At 68.2% G+C, this 15,428-nt stretch carries 16 protein-coding genes; 11 read left to right on the forward strand and 5 right to left on the reverse strand.

What is annotated here, in order from left to right; translation table 11 throughout:
- Positions 1-189 precede the first annotated feature (189 nt).
- Together PS060_RS05160 and rtcA are read left to right on the forward strand one after the other, a co-directional pair.
- On the forward strand, positions 190-1,416 hold the full coding sequence (locus tag PS060_RS05160) for an RtcB family protein (RefSeq protein ID WP_273985962.1): 1,227 nt from the start codon (positions 190-192) through the stop codon (positions 1,414-1,416).
- Positions 1,417-1,459: 43 nt separating this feature from the next.
- Positions 1,460-2,476, forward strand: a complete 1,017-nt coding sequence (rtcA, locus tag PS060_RS05165; RefSeq protein WP_273985964.1) for an RNA 3'-terminal phosphate cyclase — start codon at positions 1,460-1,462, stop codon at positions 2,474-2,476.
- Between the two features lie 19 nt (positions 2,477-2,495).
- Here the strand turns inward: rtcA and prfH are convergent, their stop codons facing one another.
- From prfH to ald, 4 genes are all read right to left on the reverse strand, one after another.
- A complete protein-coding gene (gene prfH / locus PS060_RS05170; protein WP_273985967.1) occupies positions 2,496-3,119 on the reverse strand; it encodes a peptide chain release factor H in 624 nt (207 codons plus the stop codon).
- Complete coding sequence (locus tag PS060_RS05175) at positions 3,116-4,219, reverse strand: RNA ligase RtcB family protein (protein ID WP_273985970.1); 1,104 nt, start codon at positions 4,217-4,219, stop codon at positions 3,116-3,118. The genes prfH and PS060_RS05175 overlap by 4 nt, the downstream gene beginning before the upstream one ends.
- The gene (locus PS060_RS05180) at positions 4,216-4,692 is read right to left on the reverse strand and encodes a hypothetical protein (RefSeq protein WP_273985972.1); all 477 of its coding nucleotides are present in this window, start codon (positions 4,690-4,692) and stop codon (positions 4,216-4,218) included. The genes PS060_RS05175 and PS060_RS05180 overlap by 4 nt, the downstream gene beginning before the upstream one ends.
- Positions 4,693-4,967: 275 nt before the next feature.
- The gene (gene ald, locus PS060_RS05185) at positions 4,968-6,062 is read right to left on the reverse strand and encodes an alanine dehydrogenase (RefSeq protein WP_273985974.1); all 1,095 of its coding nucleotides are present in this window, start codon (positions 6,060-6,062) and stop codon (positions 4,968-4,970) included.
- A gap of 139 nt (positions 6,063-6,201) precedes the next feature.
- Here ald and PS060_RS05190 point away from each other — a divergent pair, with 139 nt between their 5' ends.
- From PS060_RS05190 to PS060_RS05200, 3 genes are all read left to right on the forward strand, one after another.
- On the forward strand, positions 6,202-6,642 hold the full coding sequence (locus PS060_RS05190) for an Lrp/AsnC family transcriptional regulator (RefSeq protein ID WP_273985976.1): 441 nt from the start codon (positions 6,202-6,204) through the stop codon (positions 6,640-6,642).
- A 193-nt stretch (positions 6,643-6,835) separates the two neighbouring features.
- Positions 6,836-7,870 carry a diacylglycerol/lipid kinase family protein gene (locus PS060_RS05195; protein ID WP_273985978.1) on the forward strand — a complete coding sequence of 345 codons (1,035 nt, stop codon included), beginning with the start codon at positions 6,836-6,838 and terminating at the stop codon, positions 7,868-7,870.
- Positions 7,867-8,781 (forward strand): hypothetical protein, encoded by a 915-nt coding sequence (locus PS060_RS05200; RefSeq protein ID WP_273985979.1) that lies wholly within the window; start codon positions 7,867-7,869, stop codon positions 8,779-8,781. The genes PS060_RS05195 and PS060_RS05200 overlap by 4 nt, the downstream gene beginning before the upstream one ends.
- Positions 8,782-8,787: 6 nt before the next feature.
- Here PS060_RS05200 and PS060_RS05205 read toward each other — a convergent pair whose 3' ends face one another.
- Entirely contained in the window at positions 8,788-9,324 is a 537-nt protein-coding gene (locus PS060_RS05205) for a DUF2141 domain-containing protein (protein ID WP_273985982.1), read from the reverse strand.
- Positions 9,325-9,546: 222 nt separating this feature from the next.
- On the opposite strand from PS060_RS05205, the gene rpe reads away from it, so the two are divergent.
- From rpe to PS060_RS05235, 6 genes are all read left to right on the forward strand, one after another.
- Positions 9,547-10,209, forward strand: coding sequence for a ribulose-phosphate 3-epimerase (rpe, locus tag PS060_RS05210; RefSeq protein ID WP_273985984.1), 663 nt, complete (start codon positions 9,547-9,549; stop codon positions 10,207-10,209).
- The gene (locus tag PS060_RS05215; protein WP_273985986.1) at positions 10,209-12,080 is read left to right on the forward strand and encodes a heparinase II/III family protein; all 1,872 of its coding nucleotides are present in this window, start codon (positions 10,209-10,211) and stop codon (positions 12,078-12,080) included. Before rpe ends, PS060_RS05215 begins: the two co-directional genes overlap by 1 nt.
- An 8-nt stretch (positions 12,081-12,088) precedes the next feature.
- The gene (gene purH / locus PS060_RS05220; protein WP_273985989.1) at positions 12,089-13,690 is read left to right on the forward strand and encodes a bifunctional phosphoribosylaminoimidazolecarboxamide formyltransferase/IMP cyclohydrolase; all 1,602 of its coding nucleotides are present in this window, start codon (positions 12,089-12,091) and stop codon (positions 13,688-13,690) included.
- A gap of 327 nt (positions 13,691-14,017) precedes the next feature.
- A complete protein-coding gene (locus PS060_RS05225) occupies positions 14,018-14,203 on the forward strand; it encodes a hypothetical protein (protein ID WP_273985990.1) in 186 nt (61 codons plus the stop codon).
- A gap of 4 nt (positions 14,204-14,207) precedes the next feature.
- Complete coding sequence (gene msrA, locus PS060_RS05230) at positions 14,208-14,891, forward strand: peptide-methionine (S)-S-oxide reductase MsrA (protein ID WP_273985993.1); 684 nt, start codon at positions 14,208-14,210, stop codon at positions 14,889-14,891.
- Between the two features lie 51 nt (positions 14,892-14,942).
- Positions 14,943-15,407: a Fur family transcriptional regulator gene (locus PS060_RS05235; RefSeq protein WP_273985995.1), complete on the forward strand. Its 465-nt coding sequence runs from the start codon at positions 14,943-14,945 to the stop codon at positions 15,405-15,407.
- Positions 15,408-15,428 lie beyond the last annotated feature (21 nt).

Below are 15,428 nucleotides of genomic sequence, written 5' to 3' on the forward strand. Positions count from 1 at the left end.
CCCTGCGCGGGCGTTTGGCTATTTTATGATGATTTACCAGATGGTTGATTGGGCGACCTGCGCCTCTGCCGCAGTTTGGCACGCGCCATGCTGTAGGAAAAGCGCCGGGCTGTCGAACACCCGGTATGCGGCAGGACATGGGCGGCCGGAATGGGCCGGCCGCCCAAAGCCTGCTAGAGGATTTTGGCAATGACGCAGACCACCTACGAATTCCACCAGCACGAAGGCGGAGCGCCGATCAAGATGTGGACGCGCGGCGTGCCCGTGGAAGACGAGGCGCGCGCGCAGCTCGCGCGGGCGGCGCAGATGCCGTTCATCTTCAAGCACGTGGCCGCCATGCCCGACGTTCACGTCGGGATCGGCGCGACCGTGGGCTCGGTGATCCCGACCAAGGGCGCGGTGATCCCGGCCGCGGTCGGCGTCGATATCGGCTGCGGGATGATGGCTGCGCGCACCTCGCTCGTCGCGAGCGATCTGCCGGACAACCTTGCGGGCATCCGCTCGGCGATCGAGGCGGCGGTGCCGCACGGGCGCAGCGTGGGGCGCGGCAAGCGTGACAAGGGCGCGTGGGGCGAACCGCCCCGCGTGGTGGTCGACGCCTGGGCAAAGCTCGCCGAACGGTTCGGCCGGATCGTCGCCAAGCACCCGCGGCTGCGCAACACCAACAACCTCATGCACCTCGGCACGCTGGGGACGGGGAACCACTTCATCGAACTGTGCCTCGACGAGGAGCAGCGCGTGTGGGTGATGCTCCATTCCGGCTCGCGGGGTGTGGGCAACGCGATCGGCACGTTCTTCATCGAGCTGGCCAAGCAGGATATGCGCAAGTGGCACATCAACCTGCCTGACCAGGACCTCGCCTACTTCCCCGAAGGAACCGACCATTTCGACGACTATGTCGAAGCGGTCGAATGGGCGCAGGACTTCGCCAAGCTCAACCGGCACGTGATGATGGCGCACGTGATCGACGCGCTGCGCAGCCAGATCGCCAAGCCCTTCGATGCGGAGTGCGAGGCGGTGAACTGCCACCACAACTACGTGACGCGCGAGCATCACTTCGGCGAAAACGTGCTCGTCACCCGCAAGGGGGCGGTGCGCGCGGCCAAGGGGACGCTGGGGATCATTCCGGGTTCGATGGGCGCGAAGAGCTTCATCGTGCGCGGGCTGGGCAACCCTGAAAGCTTCGACAGCTGCTCGCACGGGGCAGGCCGGGTGATGAGCCGAACCGCGGCCAAGAAGCTCGTGACCCTCGACGAACACCTCGCCGATACCGCCGGGGTCGAATGCCGCAAGGACGAAGGCGTGATTGATGAAACGCCCAAGGCCTACAAGCCGATCGAAGCCGTGATGGCCGCGCAGGCCGATCTGGTGGAGATCGTCCATACCTTGAAGCAGGTGGTGTGCGTGAAGGGGTGATCCCCCTTGCGGGCATCACCTGCCCCAATCCAGAAGAAGACACATGATCACCATCGACGGTTCCGAAGGCGAGGGCGGGGGGCAGGTGCTGCGCTATGCAGCGGCCCTCTCGCTGCTGACGGGGGAGCCTTTCACGATCCGAAACATCCGCGGCGGGCGCGCGAAGCCGGGGCTGATGCGCCAGCACGTCACCGCCCTCGAAGCAGCGGCGGCGATTGGGTCGGCGGAGTGTTCGGGGCTGGCGGTCGGCTCGACCGAGCTGACCTTTCGGCCCGGCAGCGTTGTGCCGGGCGAGTACCACTTCGCCATCGGCACCGCCGGTTCCACCGCGCTGGTGGTGCAGACCGTGCTCGTCCCGCTGATGCTGGCCGACGTGCCCTCGCGCATCGTGATCGAGGGCGGGACGCACGCGGCTTCGGCCCCGCCGTTCGAATTCCTCGCGCACACCCTGCTGCCGGTGCTCGAGCGCATGGGCCCGCGCCTGTCGGTGACGCTGGAGCGCCACGGCTTCTTCCCGCGCGGCGGGGGACGGATCGTGCTCGACATCACGCCCGCGCCGCTCGTGCCGATCGATTGCACGCAGCGTGGCGCGTTCAAGGCCGGCAAGGTCGAGGCTCTGGTCGCGGGCATTCCCTTCGACATCGCCGACCGCGAACTCAAGGCCGCCCGCAAGGTGCTGACCGATTGGCCCGAGGATGCCTTCGCGCCTGTCCAGCTGCCCGCCGAGCACGGCCCGGGCAACGCGCTGCTGATCACGGCCCAATGCGACAACGTGACCGAGGTGATGTCTGCCTTTGGTCAGATCGGGATTCCGGCAGAACGCCTCGCCAAGACCGCAGCCAAGCGGATGGCGGGCTACCTCGCTTCAGGCGCGTTCGCCGGGCCTTATCTGCAGGATCAATTGCTGCTGCCCTTCGCTTGCGCCGGGGCGGGGGCGTTCACCACGGTCAAGCTGAGCGAACACGCCCGCACCGCTGCCGGGTTGATCACGCGCTTCACCGGGCGCGCGTTCCACTTCGGCGAGGATGGCGAGGGGCGGTGGCTGGTCCGCATGGACTGAGCCACCGCCCCCGGCTTCATCAACGCTTCAAGCGGAAATCCGCCCCCGCATAGACCCGCACCGCATTGCCGCGCTCGAGCGCCTGATGTGCTTCCCATTGCGCGCGCCGGGCATCGCTCGCCGCCTCACCGCGCCGCTCTGCCAGCAGGATCGCGAGCTTGAGCCGCGCCAGCTTGCGATTGGCGTGCTGCGAGCGCTGTTCCTGCGCGGTGGCGACGAGACCGGTGGGAATGTGCACCGCCCGCACCGCGCTGTCGGTGGTGTTGACGTGCTGTCCACCCGGCCCGCGGGCGCGCATCGTCTGGTAGGTGATCGCTGCCTCGGCGAGATCAGGCACCGAATCGGGCTGCGGAGCGAGCGCTACCCCGACGAACCAGTTGCGGCGCTTGTGCGAAGGGCGCAGCGTGCTGGTGCCGATCCACTGGATGGTGCCCACCCGCGCGGCGGCAAAGGCCTGTGCGCCCGGCCCTGTCACTTGCAGCAGCACCGAAGGCGGCAGCGCGTCTGCCCCCTCCAGCACCTCCGCCTCCAGCCCCTGCTCGCGCGCCTCGGCGATGAACGCGCGGGCGAGGCGGCCTGCCACCCAGGCGCATTCCTGCGGTCCCTTGCCCGCCGTGATGTGGAGGATCACTGTGCCGCTCATGCTCCGGCCCTCGTCTTGTAGCTGAGCAGCGGGCGCAGCTTGGCGATGACCCGGATCAGCTGCGCGTCTTCGAGGTCGGCGATGACCCCGCCGATGTCCTTGTAGGCCTCGGGCGCTTCCTCGAAGATCAGGCGGCGGTCCTCGCAGATCACCGCACTGCCGAGCGCGGTAATCTGCAACCCGGCCACCGTGGTGCGGCGCGAGAGGCGGGCGTGGGCATCCTTGCGGCTCCACTTGCGCCCCGCGCCGTGCGCCAGCGAATGCAGCGCGAAATCGGCCCGCTCCGGCAGCGGATCGACCAGATAGCTGAAATCCCCGCGCGAACCGGGGATCACCACCGGGCCGCCATCCGCCGGGGCCGCGCCCTTGCGGTGCAGCCAGCCGCCCTGATGCCGCGTCACGGTGTTGTGGCTGATGTCGAGCACCTGGCGCCCCTCCATTCCGAGGCAGCGCAAGAACCGCGCTGCGATCACCGTGCGGTTGACCACCGCCCAGCCGAGCGCCGCATCGTGACCGGCAAGGTAGGCGCGCGCCTCTGGGCTGGCGGCGGCAATACCGCGCGCCGGATCAGGCTGACGATGGCGCTCGAGCACCGCCTGCCCCAGCCCGCGTGAGCCGCTGTGAACCATAAGCCACACCCGGTCACTCGACAGCCCCAGCGCCGCAAAGCGTTCGGGATCGGCCACCTTCTCCACCCGCAGGAACTCGGCGAAGTGGTTGCCGCCGCCAATCGTGCCAAGCGCCGGGCTGGCGAGATCGGGCGGCAGCCCGGCCGCGGCCAGCGCCGCGGCGCCGTCCCCGTCCCACGGACCATCGAGCCCGGTCAATCGGCGGCTTGCGGCATCGCGTCGGAACTTGCGCAAGAGGCCGGTGGTCTCCCACAGGCCCATCCCGCAGCCGATGTCGCTCCCCACCAGATGCGGCCAGATCCGATCGGGCGACCAGAAGGCCGCGCCGACCGCAATGCCGGTGCCGGCGTGGAGATCGGGCAGGGCGACGACCCGCGCCATGCCGTCATAGGCCGCCGTGCGCGCCAGCTGGTCGAGCGCTGCGGGATCGAACCGCTGCGGGTCGCGGGCGATGAGGGTGATCGGGCTCATGTCCGCACCCCCACGCCTGCTGCCAGCAACGCATCGAGCACGGCAATATCCTTGAGGATCCCGTCGCGCGGGTCGACGAACAGGGTGCGCCAGCGCCACCAGCTGCGGTGCGCGCTGAGAACCTCGCCCTTGAACATCCACTCGCCCCCGCGACCGATCGAGACGCGGGTGATGACGATATCCTCGATATGCTCGCGCACGTGCATCTTGACCGTGTGGCCGGTATCGAGATGCGCGCAGATGTCGCGGAACACATCATTCCACACCCGCCCGCGCTGACGGCGCAGATAGCGGCGCAGCGGGCCGAGGTTCTCGTTGAGGCTCTTGTCGTAGGGCGCCCCGATCCGGACATGACGCTTAAGCCCGATCTGCTGGCAGTCAGGGTGCGGGCCAAGGCGCAGCTTGGGCGATGCGGCGTGGTTCGACCCCCAGCGAGGTCGCTCGACGATCACCTTGAACATATCGTCACGCATGGCGCACCTCCCCCGGATGGAAGATGCGACACAGCGCAGCGACGGCAGAATTGTAACGAAAGGCAGCGTCAGCGACGCGGCAGAAGATCAGGCGAGATGGCTCGCCCGTGCAAGAATTGCCCATGCAATCTGTTCCTGAACACAGGGAAATAGGAAGTGACGTTTGTGACGGGCGTTATCGGCACGCATGGTCGTCTCCTCCTCGTGTTCAGAATCAAAAAGCCGAGATTGGCTGGCGGCGCCCTTAGGCGAAAACGCCGCCGATCTCAAGCATTTCAGCCGAGCGGCAGGTCGAGCGCCTCGGCGACCGCCGCGTGGGTGATCTTGCCGCCCGCCACGTTCAGCCCTGCCGCGAGGTGCGCATCCGCCGCCATCGCGGCCTCGGCACCCATGTTCGCGAGCTTCATCACATAGGGCAGCGTCGCATTGCCGAGCGCGATGGTCGAGGTGCGCGCGACCGCGCCGGGCATATTGGCGACACAGTAGTGGATCACGCCGTCAACCACGAACACCGGGTCTTCGTGGGTGGTGGCGTGGCTGGTTTCAAAGCAGCCGCCCTGATCGATCGCGATGTCGACCAGCACCGCGCCGGGGCGCATCGTCTGGATCATCGCGCGGGTGACCAGCTTGGGCGCAGCCGCGCCGGGCACCAGCACCGCGCCGATCACGAGATCGGCCCCCGCCACGGCCTCGGCAATCGCAGCTGACGAGGCAAAGGCGGTGCGCAGGCTCGCGCCGAACTGGGCATCAAGCTCGGCGAGGCGGCGGTTGGAGATGTCGAAGATCGTCACATCGGCGCGCAGGCCCACCGCCATCTGCGCCGCATTGACGCCCGCAACCCCGCCGCCAAGGATCACGACCTTGCCCGGCTCCACGCCCGGCACGCCGCCGAGCAGCACCCCGCGCCCACCCTGATGCTTTTCGAGATAATGCGCGCCGCACTGCACGCTCATCCGCCCGGCCACTTCGGACATCGGCTTGAGCAGCGGCAGCGAACCATCGGGGGCGGTGACGGTTTCATAGGCGATTGCCGTGGCCCCGCTCGCCATCAGCCCCTCGGCCTGCGGCTTGTCGGCGGCGAGATGGAGGTAGGTGAACAGCACGTGGTGCGGCCGCAACATCGCGACTTCGTTCGGCTGCGGTTCCTTGACCTTGACGATCATCTGTGCGGCTTCGAACACGCTCGCCGCATCGGGCAGGATCGTTGCGCCAGCGGCGAGATAGGCGCTGTCGGGAAAGTCGACCCCAAGCCCGGCGCCGCTTTGCACCACCACCTCGTGGCCCGCGCGGGTCAGCTCGGCCACCGCCGCCGGGGTCAGGCCGACGCGGTATTCATTGTTCTTGATCTCGGTGGGGACGCCGACGCGCATGGGTGCTCTCCTGGGGGTTCTCTCTCGGGCGCAGAATTACCACAGCGCCCTTGCGCGTTCTTCGCAATGTTCGGCACACACCGGGGCATTGATGCGAAAATCTTGCAACAGAGCGGCCAAGAGCGCATGAATTTCCCGCATGGACCGCATCGACCGGAAAATTCTTGAACTGCTCGCCGCAGACTCGCGCCTCACCGGGGAGCAACTGGGCGAGCGGGTCGGCCTCAGCCCTTCAGCGGCGCATCGCCGCGTCAAGGCGCTGGAGGAGGCCGGCGCGATCCTCGGCTACCGCGCGCGGCTGTCGCGGGCGGCGCGGGGGAACCCTTCGACCGTGTTCGTGCAGGTGACCCTGACCGATCAGCGGCAGGCGACCATGCTCGCCTTCGAGGCCGCCCTTGCCCGCACCGAACAGGTGGCCGAGGCCTATCTGATGAGCGGCCAGTCTGATTATCTCGTCAAGGTGCTGGTGCGCGACGATGACAGTTACGAACGCATCCACCGCGAAATCCTCTCGGCCCTGCCCGGCGTGCAGCGGTTGGTGAGCCAGTTCACGATCCGTACATTGGAAGGCGGCGAATAGGCGCGCCGCAATTCGTCGCAAACGCGCCACAAGCGTGACAGCCGGATGACAGTCGCTTGTCCGATCAGCCTTGCCGCTGATCGCCTGCCTCTTGTTTTTCCGACAGGAATCACGATCTGGCGAACCTTTCCTGTTACAATTGCGGGACAAGATTGCGGTAGAAAGTTAGTTTTCCGACACGTATAGGACTGCCATGGCCACCCCGATCTACGAATTTGCGCAAATCCCGCGGGTGGACCCGGCGCTGAAGGCGCGTGGCCGCGCGCGGCGTGTGCGCGATGCGGGGCAGGCGCCCACGGTCGGCGTGATCTACAATCCCCGCAGCCACCGCAACCTTGGCGCGGATTTCGATTGCGGCGTGTGCCCGCACGTCCACATCGCCCAGCCGCGAGAGCGCGGGCAGCTGCCGCAGGCGCTCGCCGAGTTTGCCGACAAGGGCATCGACCTGCTCGTCATCAATGGCGGCGATGGCACCGTGCGCGATGTGCTGACCACCGGACAGGCGATCTTCGGCGACGATTGGCCGGCCATCGCAGTGCTGCCCAAGGGCAAGACCAATGCGCTGACTGTCGATCTCGGCGTGCCGGATGACTGGACGCTGCAGGACGCGATCGACGCGCTCGATCACGGCAGCCGCGTCTGGCGCCGGCCGATGACGGTGGCGACCGCAGCCGAGCCGGGCAAGCGCGTGGCGGGCTTCATCCTCGGCGCAGGCGCCTTCACCAAGGCGACGCAGGCCGGGCAGAGCGCGCACAAGCTGGGCGCCTTCGATAGCATGGTGGTGGCCGTCACCGGGCTGTGGGCGCTGCTGCAATCGCTGTTCGCCACGCGCGGCAATCCCTGGCGCAAGGGCGCGAAGATGGCGATCGGCCTCGGTTCCTCGGACGCGCCGATGGCGCATAGCGGCCACGGCGACCCCGCGATGCGCCAGCTGCTGTTCGCCTCGACGCTCGAACGTCTGCCCGCCGGGATCAAGCCGTTCGGCCCGCTCAAGAACGGGCTGAAGCTGGTCGCGCTCGACCAGATTTCGCGCCGCACCACCGCGCTGATCCCGCTGGTGCTGCTCGGCAAGATCAAGGGCGGGCTGCGTCAACGCGGCATCCACCAGCTTGCGGCGAGCCAGTTCAGCCTCAGCATCGACGATCAGTTCATCCTCGATGGCGAGGCCTTCCCTGCGGGCGATTACCGGATCGAGCAGGGGCCGGAGCTCGCCTTCGTCGCGCCATGACCGGGGCGCCCACCGGGGCGCTGGCCGACCGGATCGCCGCGCGCCTTGCCGTTCCCGTCATGCCTGCCGTGGAAGCCTTCGCGCGTGCACTTGCCGCAGCGGCGGGCGCGCGGGCGGTGTTGTTCTATGGCTCGAACCTGCGCACCGGATCGCTGGACGGGGTGCTCGATTTCTACATCCTGCTGCCCGGCACCGATGAAAGCGCGATCTGGCCGACAGTCAGCTATCACGAACGCGATCACGAGGGCGTGACCCTGCGCGCCAAGGTCGCGACCATGCGGCTGGCGACCTTTGCCAAGGCGGCGAGCGGCGATCTGACCGACACCACCATCTGGGCGCGCTTCGTCCAGCCCTCCGCCCTCATCTGGGCCGAAGACGAGGCCGCGCGCGCCGAAGTGATCGCGGCTATCGCTGCTGCTGCCACCACCGCTGCCCGCCTCGCCGCCGCCCTCGGCCCGGCGCGCGGCACGGCGGAGGATTATTGGCGCGCCTTGTTCCGCGCCACCTACAGCGCCGAATTCCGGGTTGAGAAAGCGGGACGGGAGAATGACATTCTCAGCGTCAACGCCGATCACTTTGCGGGGCTGCTGCCGCTGGCACTGGACGCGGCAGGGATTGATCCCGGCCTTGCGGACGCAACCCTCAACCCGCGCCTCTCCTCGGCCGAGCGCGATCAGACCCTGCGCTGGTGGAAACAGCGCCGCCGCATGGGCAAGCCGCTCAACCTGCTGCGGCTCGTCAAGGCGAGCACCACCTTCGAGGGCGCGGCGCGCTATGCGGCGTGGAAGATCGAGCGGCACACCGGGATGCCGGTCAAGCTCACGCCATTTCGCGAACGCTGGCCCTTGCTGGCCGCGCCGCAGGTCTTGTGGGACTTGAGCCAGCACCGCCGCCGCCAGCGCGACGGCTGATGCGCCTCAGAGATATTGCATGTTGATCGTCATGCGGGTGATGCCCTCACCCGCACGGAAGCGCACCTTGTCGACCGAAGGCGGGCGCGGGACGAGGCCGAGGATCTTCTTGATCCCGGGGTTGTTCGACATCCCCGCGCCGTCGGTCGACACGTCGGTCTTGCGGTTGCCGTTGGCGTCATGCTGGACCGCGATGGCGAAATCGCCGGTGGCCGGCAGCGGCACACACACCGTCATGCTGCCCTTCTGCGGGCGCGCATCGACGCGCATGACGTAGCGCTTGCTCTCCAGCCAGTCGCTGGCGCGGGCGGGGTAGGCACGCACGAACAGGTTGCCGTCGCCAGACTTCAACCCGTTGATCGTGACCCGCACCGCCGGCCCCTTGGCGCCGGGGGCGCACAGGTTGAGATCGTTATTCATGCTGCGCGCATAGGTATAGGTCTGCGCGGCGAGCGGCGCGGCAACCGCGGCGCCAGCCAGCACCACACCCGCCGCAAGGGCAGGCCAGTCGGGCAGGCGGAAGGAAAGCAGTCGGGCGGTCATGGGCGTCTCTTGCGTAAGGGTGAGGGCGGCAGGGCGCAAGCGGGCTGCGCGTCAGGGCCAGAGGGTGATTGATCCGCCTTGTGCACCATCCCGTCTGAATTGCGGCTTAATTGAACGCACACCCGTCCCAGACCGTGGAAAAGCCTGCCCTTGCGCCTTGTCCCCTGATTCACGGCTCCCGTATGGCTGGTAGAGCGTCATAAAGAGGCCCGCTGCCGCGCCATGCCATCACCGCTTATTTCCCCTTCGATCCTGTCTGCCGACTTTGCCCGGCTGGGCGAGGAGGTGCGCGCGGTGGATGCGGCCGGGGCGGACTGGATCCATATCGACGTGATGGACGGGCATTTCGTGCCCAATATCACCATCGGCCCCGATGTCGTGAAGGCATTGCGCCCGCACACCCGCAAGCCGTTCGACGTCCACCTGATGATCGCGCCGGTCGATCCCTACCTTCAGGCCTTTGCCGAGGCAGGGGCGGATATCATCACCGTCCACCCCGAAGCGGGCCCGCACATCCACCGCACGCTGCAGGCGATCAAGGGGCTGGGCAAGAAGGCCGGGGTGGTGATCAATCCGGGCACGCCGGTCGAGGTGCTCGACAACCTGATGGACATGGCCGATCTCATTCTGGTGATGAGCGTGAACCCCGGCTTCGGCGGGCAGAGCTTCATCCCCTCGCAATTGGACAAGATCGCCCGCATCCGCTCGATGATCACCCGCTCGGGCCGGGCGATCCACCTCGAGGTCGATGGCGGCGTCAATGCCGAGACCGCGCGGATGTGCGTCGAGGCCGGGGCTGATGTGCTGGTCGCAGGCTCGGCGACGTTCAAGGGCGGGCCGGATGCCTACGCTGCCAATATCGCGGCGTTGAAGGGCAGGGGATAATGGCGACGCTGCTGCGCTCTCCGGCCGCCGCGCGCGCCGAGGCGCTGGTGGAACGGGCCGCGGATGCGCCGCTGCTGATGCTGTCAGACACGCCTGAGCCGACCGCCGAACAGGCCGATGCGCCCCCACCCGCAGAACCGGGGCGGGCGCTGGCGCTGTCGGATGTGATCGCGGTCAAGTCCGGCCCCGGCGAGGCGCTGATCCGCTGGGCCTATCGTCTGGGCGTGCCCGGCCACGCGCTCGCAGCCCCCTTCCGCCGCCCCCAAGCGGTGCGGGTGCTGGCGACTGTTACCAGCCCCAATCGCGGCGACCGCGCGGCAGGCACGGCGCTGCGCGCCGGGCACTTCCTGATCCACGGCGTGCGCCTGCCGATCGCCAGCTTCGATTTTTCCGCCCCCGCGCGCCATGCACCCGGCGTGGAGCGGGTCGTGCATTCCTTCGGCTGGCTCGCCGATCTCGCCGCCAGCGCCGCGCGCGCCGAGGCCTCGTCGGTGGCCGAGCGGATCGCGACGCTGTGGCTCCACAGCCACCGCGACATCGGCAAGGGGCCAGCGTGGGAGGCGGAATATACCGGCCTGCGCCTGATGGCCTGGCTGGTCCACGCTCCCTTGGTCTTGGGCGGCACCGACAAGACGCTGAAATCGCGGATGCTCGCCGCCATCGCCGAGACCGCCGGCTGGCTCGACAAGCGCGCACCGAAGGAGCCCGCCGGGTTCGGGCAGGTCGCCGCTTTTGCCGGGGTCGTGGCGGCGGGGCTGCTGCTCCCTCACGGCAAGCCCCGGCGGCTGTTCGGCGAGGCGGGCCTCGTCAAGGCGCTGGGCGACATGGTGGGCGAGGATGGCGGCGTGCTGTCGCGCTGCCCTGCGGCGCAGCTCGACGCGATCCGCCTGCTGACCGATCTGCTGGCGTGTTACGATGCCGTGGACATCACCCCGCCTCCCGCGCTCGCCGTCATGCGCGAGCTGCTGGTGCCGCCGCTGCTGGCCTTGCGGCACGGCGACGGCGCGCTGGGCAATTGGCAGGGGCAGGGCGCAATCAGTGCCGAGCGGGTCAGCGCCGCGATTGAAGCCTCGGGCGTGCGCACCCGTCCGCTCGCGCTGGCGGCCGGGTGGGGTTACAGCCGGATCAAGGCGGGCGACACGCTGCTGCAATTCGACACCGCTCCGCCCCCACGCGCGAAGCACGCGCGGGTCGGCTGCGCTTCGACCCTCGCCTTCGAACTCAGCGACGGGCCGCAGCGGATCATCGTCAATTGCGGGGGTGCGGCGCTCGCCGGGGGGTTGGTGCCGGCGCGCATCGGGCAGGGCTTGCGCGCCACGGCGGCCTTTTCGACGCTGGTGCTCGACAATGCCAATTCCACCGCCGTCCAGCTCAACGGCCAGCTTGGCAAGGGGGTCGAGACGGTCGAGCTGGAGCGCCGCCAGATCGCCAGCCGCCGCGGGCGCGAGGCGACCCGGATCGAGGCCGCGCATGATGGCTATGCGGGCCGCTTCGGTCTCTCCCACCGCCGCATCCTCACCTTGAGTGGCGACGGCACCGAACTGGCGGGCGAGGACATCCTTGTCCCCGTCGGCAAGTCGGGCAAGCGCGGCAAGATCGCCTTTGCGCTGCGCTTCCACCTCGGGCGCGGGGTCGAAGTGCAGCTTGCCCCCGACAAGCGCGGGGCGAGCCTGCTGTTGCCCGACGGTCGGCTCTGGCAATTCCGGCTCGGCGGGGATAGGGGCGAGGCCGACGCAATCACCCTGTCCGCCGAGGACAGCCTGTGGGTCGACGGCGAGGGCCGCCCGCACGCCACAGAGCAGCTGGTGATCGAGGGACTGGCATTGCGCAGCGGGGGGCAATTCTCCTGGCTGTTCAGGAAAACAGGGTAGATTTCAGCATGAGTGAAGGTGCGATCCGGCGGGCGCTGCTGTCAGTGTCCGACAAGAGCGGTTTGGCGGAACTGGGCGCGGCCCTTGCCGAGCGGGGTGTGGAACTGGTCAGCACCGGCGGCACCGCCAAGGCCTTGCGCGATGCGGGGCTTGCGGTGAAGGACGTCTCCGATCTCACCGGCTTTCCCGAGATGATGGACGGGCGGGTCAAGACCCTCCACCCCACGGTCCACGGCGGGCTGCTGGCCCTGCGCGACAACCCCGAGCACGTCGCCGCGATGGAGGCCCACGGGATCGGCGCGATCGATCTGGTGGTGGTCAACCTTTACCCCTTCGAGGCGACCGTGGCGAAGGGTGCCGACCGCGCGGAAGTGATCGAGAACATCGACATCGGCGGACCTTCGATGGTGCGTTCGGCGGCGAAGAACCACGGTTTCGTGACGATCCTGACCGATCCCGCCGACTACGCCACGCTGGTCGCTGAAATGGACGCCAATGGCGGCGCGACGACGCAGGCGTTCCGCACCCGCATGGCGGGCAAGGCCTATGCCCGCACCGCTGCCTATGACAGCGCGATTGCCAGCTGGTTCGCCTTCTCCCCCGCCGCCTCGGACGAGCCGACACTCTTCCCCGAAACGCTCCCCATGGCGCTAAAGCGCGCCGATACGCTGCGCTACGGCGAGAACCCGCACCAGATGGCGGCGATCTATGTCCCGCAGGTGTCGGGCACCGCAGGCGTGCCGCAGGCGACGCAGTTGCAGGGCAAGGAGCTGTCCTACAACAACTTGAACGACGCGGACGCCGCGCTGGAACTCGCCGCCGAGTTTGCCGGGCAGGAACCGGCGGTGGTGATCGTCAAGCACGCCAACCCTTGCGGCGTGGCGCAGGGCGGATCGCTGCTGTCGGCGTGGGAAGCGGCGCTGGCCTGCGATTCCGTGTCGGCCTTCGGCGGCATTGTTGCCGTGAACACCGAACTCGACGCTGCCACGGCTGAGGCCATCAGCGCCATCTTCACCGAAGTCGTGATCGCCCCCAGCGTGTCCGCCGAGGCGCGCGAGATCTTCGCGAAGAAGAAGAACCTGCGCCTGCTCGAATGCGGCGCGCTGCCCAACCCGCGCCGGGGCGGGCTGGCGCTCAAGACCATTGCCGGGGGCGTGCTGATCCAGTCGCGCGACAACGGGGCGATTTCGGCGGATGACCTCAAGGTCGTAACCAAGCGCGCGCCCACCGAGCAGGAACTCAAGGACTGCCTCTTCGCCTGGACCGTCGCGCGCCACGTCAAGTCCAACGCCATCGTCTATGCCAAGGACGGCGCGACTGCCGGGATCGGCGCGGGCCAGATGAACCGCCGCGATTCGGCGCGCATCGCCGCGATCAAGGCCAAGGAAGCCGCCGAGACCTATGGCTGGCCCGCCCCGCGCACCCAAGGCAGCGCGGTCGCCTCAGACGCCTTCTTCCCCTTCGCCGACGGGTTGATCTCGGCCGCCGAAGCGGGCGCGACCGCCGTGATCCAGCCGGGCGGCTCGATCCGCGACGACGAGGTGATCGCCGCCGCCGACGCAGCGGGGCTGGCGATGGTCTTCACCGGGATGCGGCATTTCCGGCATTGATTTGTGTGCGGGGGCGCCTCCGCGCCCCCGTCCTCGGTGCTGCTTCCTTCGCTTCGCTACGGAGCACCTGCGGCTCGCGCGCGTGCGCTCGCGGCGCTGCGCGCCGGAATGGGTGCGTGAACGCCGCCGCCTTTACGCACTTACACGCAGTTCGTCGCAGGCCGGACACCTCTCGCCCCGCCCCTAGACCCGGCGCAACTTTTTCACAGGGCTTTCGTAACCACTCTAGGGCCGCAACCTAATCGGGCCTGACCGCCATGTTCATCCCGCCGCAATTCGGCGTCGGGCAGAGGCCACGGCGGAACCCACGCGAATCACGAGCCTCTCATGCGCTTCCTCTCCTCCGACCTGTTTCGCAATTTCGGCATCGGCTTTGTCCTTGGGGCAGTGCTGGTCGTCGGCGCGAACGCGGAAGATTGGGACGCGACCGGGGCGCCTGCGCAGGCAGCCGAGGTGCAGCCCACCGCCCCCGCTCCCGCGCCTGAGTTCGTGATCGCGCCTTCCGAAGGCTGATCCCATGCACAAATTCGCCGTTCTTCTCGCCGCCGGTTCGCTGGCGCTGAGCGCGTGCGCCGGCCCCGTTGCTGCCGCCGAAGAGCCGGTCAACACCCCCGCCGCCACCCGCGTCGCCAAGGAGAAGCCCGGCCTCAAGACCGCAATCTTCGCCGGCGGATGCTTCTGGGGGGTCGAGGGCGTGTTCAGCCATGTGAAGGGCGTGACCGGCGCGGTGTCGGGCTATCACGGCGGCACGGCCAAGACCGCCAAGTACGACATCATCACCAGCGGCGTCACCACCCACGCAGAAAGCGTCAAGGTGACCTATGACCCGGCGGTGGTGCGGTATGACCAGCTGTTGCGGATCTACTTTGCGGTGATCGCCGATCCGACCCTCAAGAACCGCCAAGGCCCGGACGTCGGCGCGCATTACCGCACCGCAATCGTCCCGATGAACGCCGAACAGAGCGCGGTTGCCGCCGCCTATATCGCGCAGCTCGGCAAGGCCAAGCTGTGGTCCAAGCCGATCGTCACCAAGATCGAACCCTACAAGGCGTTCTATGCGGCGGAAGACTATCATCAGGACTTCATGCTCAACAATCCCAAGCACGGCTACATCCTGCGCTGGGACGCGCCCAAGGTGGCGGCGCTGAAGGCGATGTTCCCCAAGCTCTACCGGGCGACTTTCCTGAAGGACGCGGGGTAAGGCGGGGCACCCCACTGGCGTTCGCCCGCCTGCTCCATTATATCCCCGCCCATGGGACAGCACGCGCATACGCATCACGAACATTCCGGCGAAAGCCTCGTCGCCGAGGCGGCCCGCGCGCTGGTCGCTTGCGGAGAGCAATGGACTGCCATGCGCGAGGCCGTGTTCGCCGAGCTGGCACGCCATGAACGCCCCGTCTCGGCCTATGACATCGCCGACAACCTTTCCGCCGCGCGCGGCAAGCGGGTCGCGCCCAACTCGGTCTATCGCATCCTCGATGTGTTCGTGACCAACAACCTCGCGATGCGGGTCGAGAGCGCCAATGCCTATCTCGCCAACACCCATCCGGGCTGCGCGCATGACTGCATCTTCCTCGTGTGCGACGAATGTGGCGAGGCGGCGCACGTCGACGACGAGGAGGTGAGCCGTGCGGTGCGCGCCATCGCCGCCGCCCGCGCCTTCAAGGCCGAACGGCCCGTTCTGGAAATCCGCGGGCTGTGCAAGGCCTGTACATGATCGGTCGGCGCGTCTGACGGC

The organism is Erythrobacter sp. BLCC-B19, from assembly GCF_028621955.1.
Classification (GTDB): Bacteria; Pseudomonadota; Alphaproteobacteria; order Sphingomonadales; family Sphingomonadaceae; genus Erythrobacter.

Coding starts and splice junctions, on each gene's coding strand:
- PS060_RS05175 (WP_273985970.1), bottom strand. CDS start 4,219: ATGAGCCCGATCACCCTCATCGCCCGCGACCCGCAGCGGTTCGATCCC.
- PS060_RS05160 (WP_273985962.1), top strand. CDS start 190: ATGACGCAGACCACCTACGAATTCCACCAGCACGAAGGCGGAGCGCCG.
- rpe (WP_273985984.1), top strand. CDS start 9,547: ATGCCATCACCGCTTATTTCCCCTTCGATCCTGTCTGCCGACTTTGCC.
- PS060_RS05195 (WP_273985978.1), top strand. CDS start 6,836: ATGGCCACCCCGATCTACGAATTTGCGCAAATCCCGCGGGTGGACCCG.
- purH (WP_273985989.1), top strand. CDS start 12,089: ATGAGTGAAGGTGCGATCCGGCGGGCGCTGCTGTCAGTGTCCGACAAG.
- PS060_RS05190 (WP_273985976.1), top strand. CDS start 6,202: ATGGACCGCATCGACCGGAAAATTCTTGAACTGCTCGCCGCAGACTCG.
- rtcA (WP_273985964.1), top strand. CDS start 1,460: ATGATCACCATCGACGGTTCCGAAGGCGAGGGCGGGGGGCAGGTGCTG.
- msrA (WP_273985993.1), top strand. CDS start 14,208: ATGCACAAATTCGCCGTTCTTCTCGCCGCCGGTTCGCTGGCGCTGAGC.
- PS060_RS05235 (WP_273985995.1), top strand. CDS start 14,943: ATGGGACAGCACGCGCATACGCATCACGAACATTCCGGCGAAAGCCTC.
- ald (WP_273985974.1), bottom strand. CDS start 6,062: ATGCGCGTCGGCGTCCCCACCGAGATCAAGAACAATGAATACCGCGTC.
- PS060_RS05200 (WP_273985979.1), top strand. CDS start 7,867: ATGACCGGGGCGCCCACCGGGGCGCTGGCCGACCGGATCGCCGCGCGC.
- PS060_RS05205 (WP_273985982.1), bottom strand. CDS start 9,324: ATGACCGCCCGACTGCTTTCCTTCCGCCTGCCCGACTGGCCTGCCCTT.
- PS060_RS05225 (WP_273985990.1), top strand. CDS start 14,018: ATGCGCTTCCTCTCCTCCGACCTGTTTCGCAATTTCGGCATCGGCTTT.
- PS060_RS05180 (WP_273985972.1), bottom strand. CDS start 4,692: ATGCGTGACGATATGTTCAAGGTGATCGTCGAGCGACCTCGCTGGGGG.
- PS060_RS05215 (WP_273985986.1), top strand. CDS start 10,209: ATGGCGACGCTGCTGCGCTCTCCGGCCGCCGCGCGCGCCGAGGCGCTG.
- prfH (WP_273985967.1), bottom strand. CDS start 3,119: ATGAGCGGCACAGTGATCCTCCACATCACGGCGGGCAAGGGACCGCAG.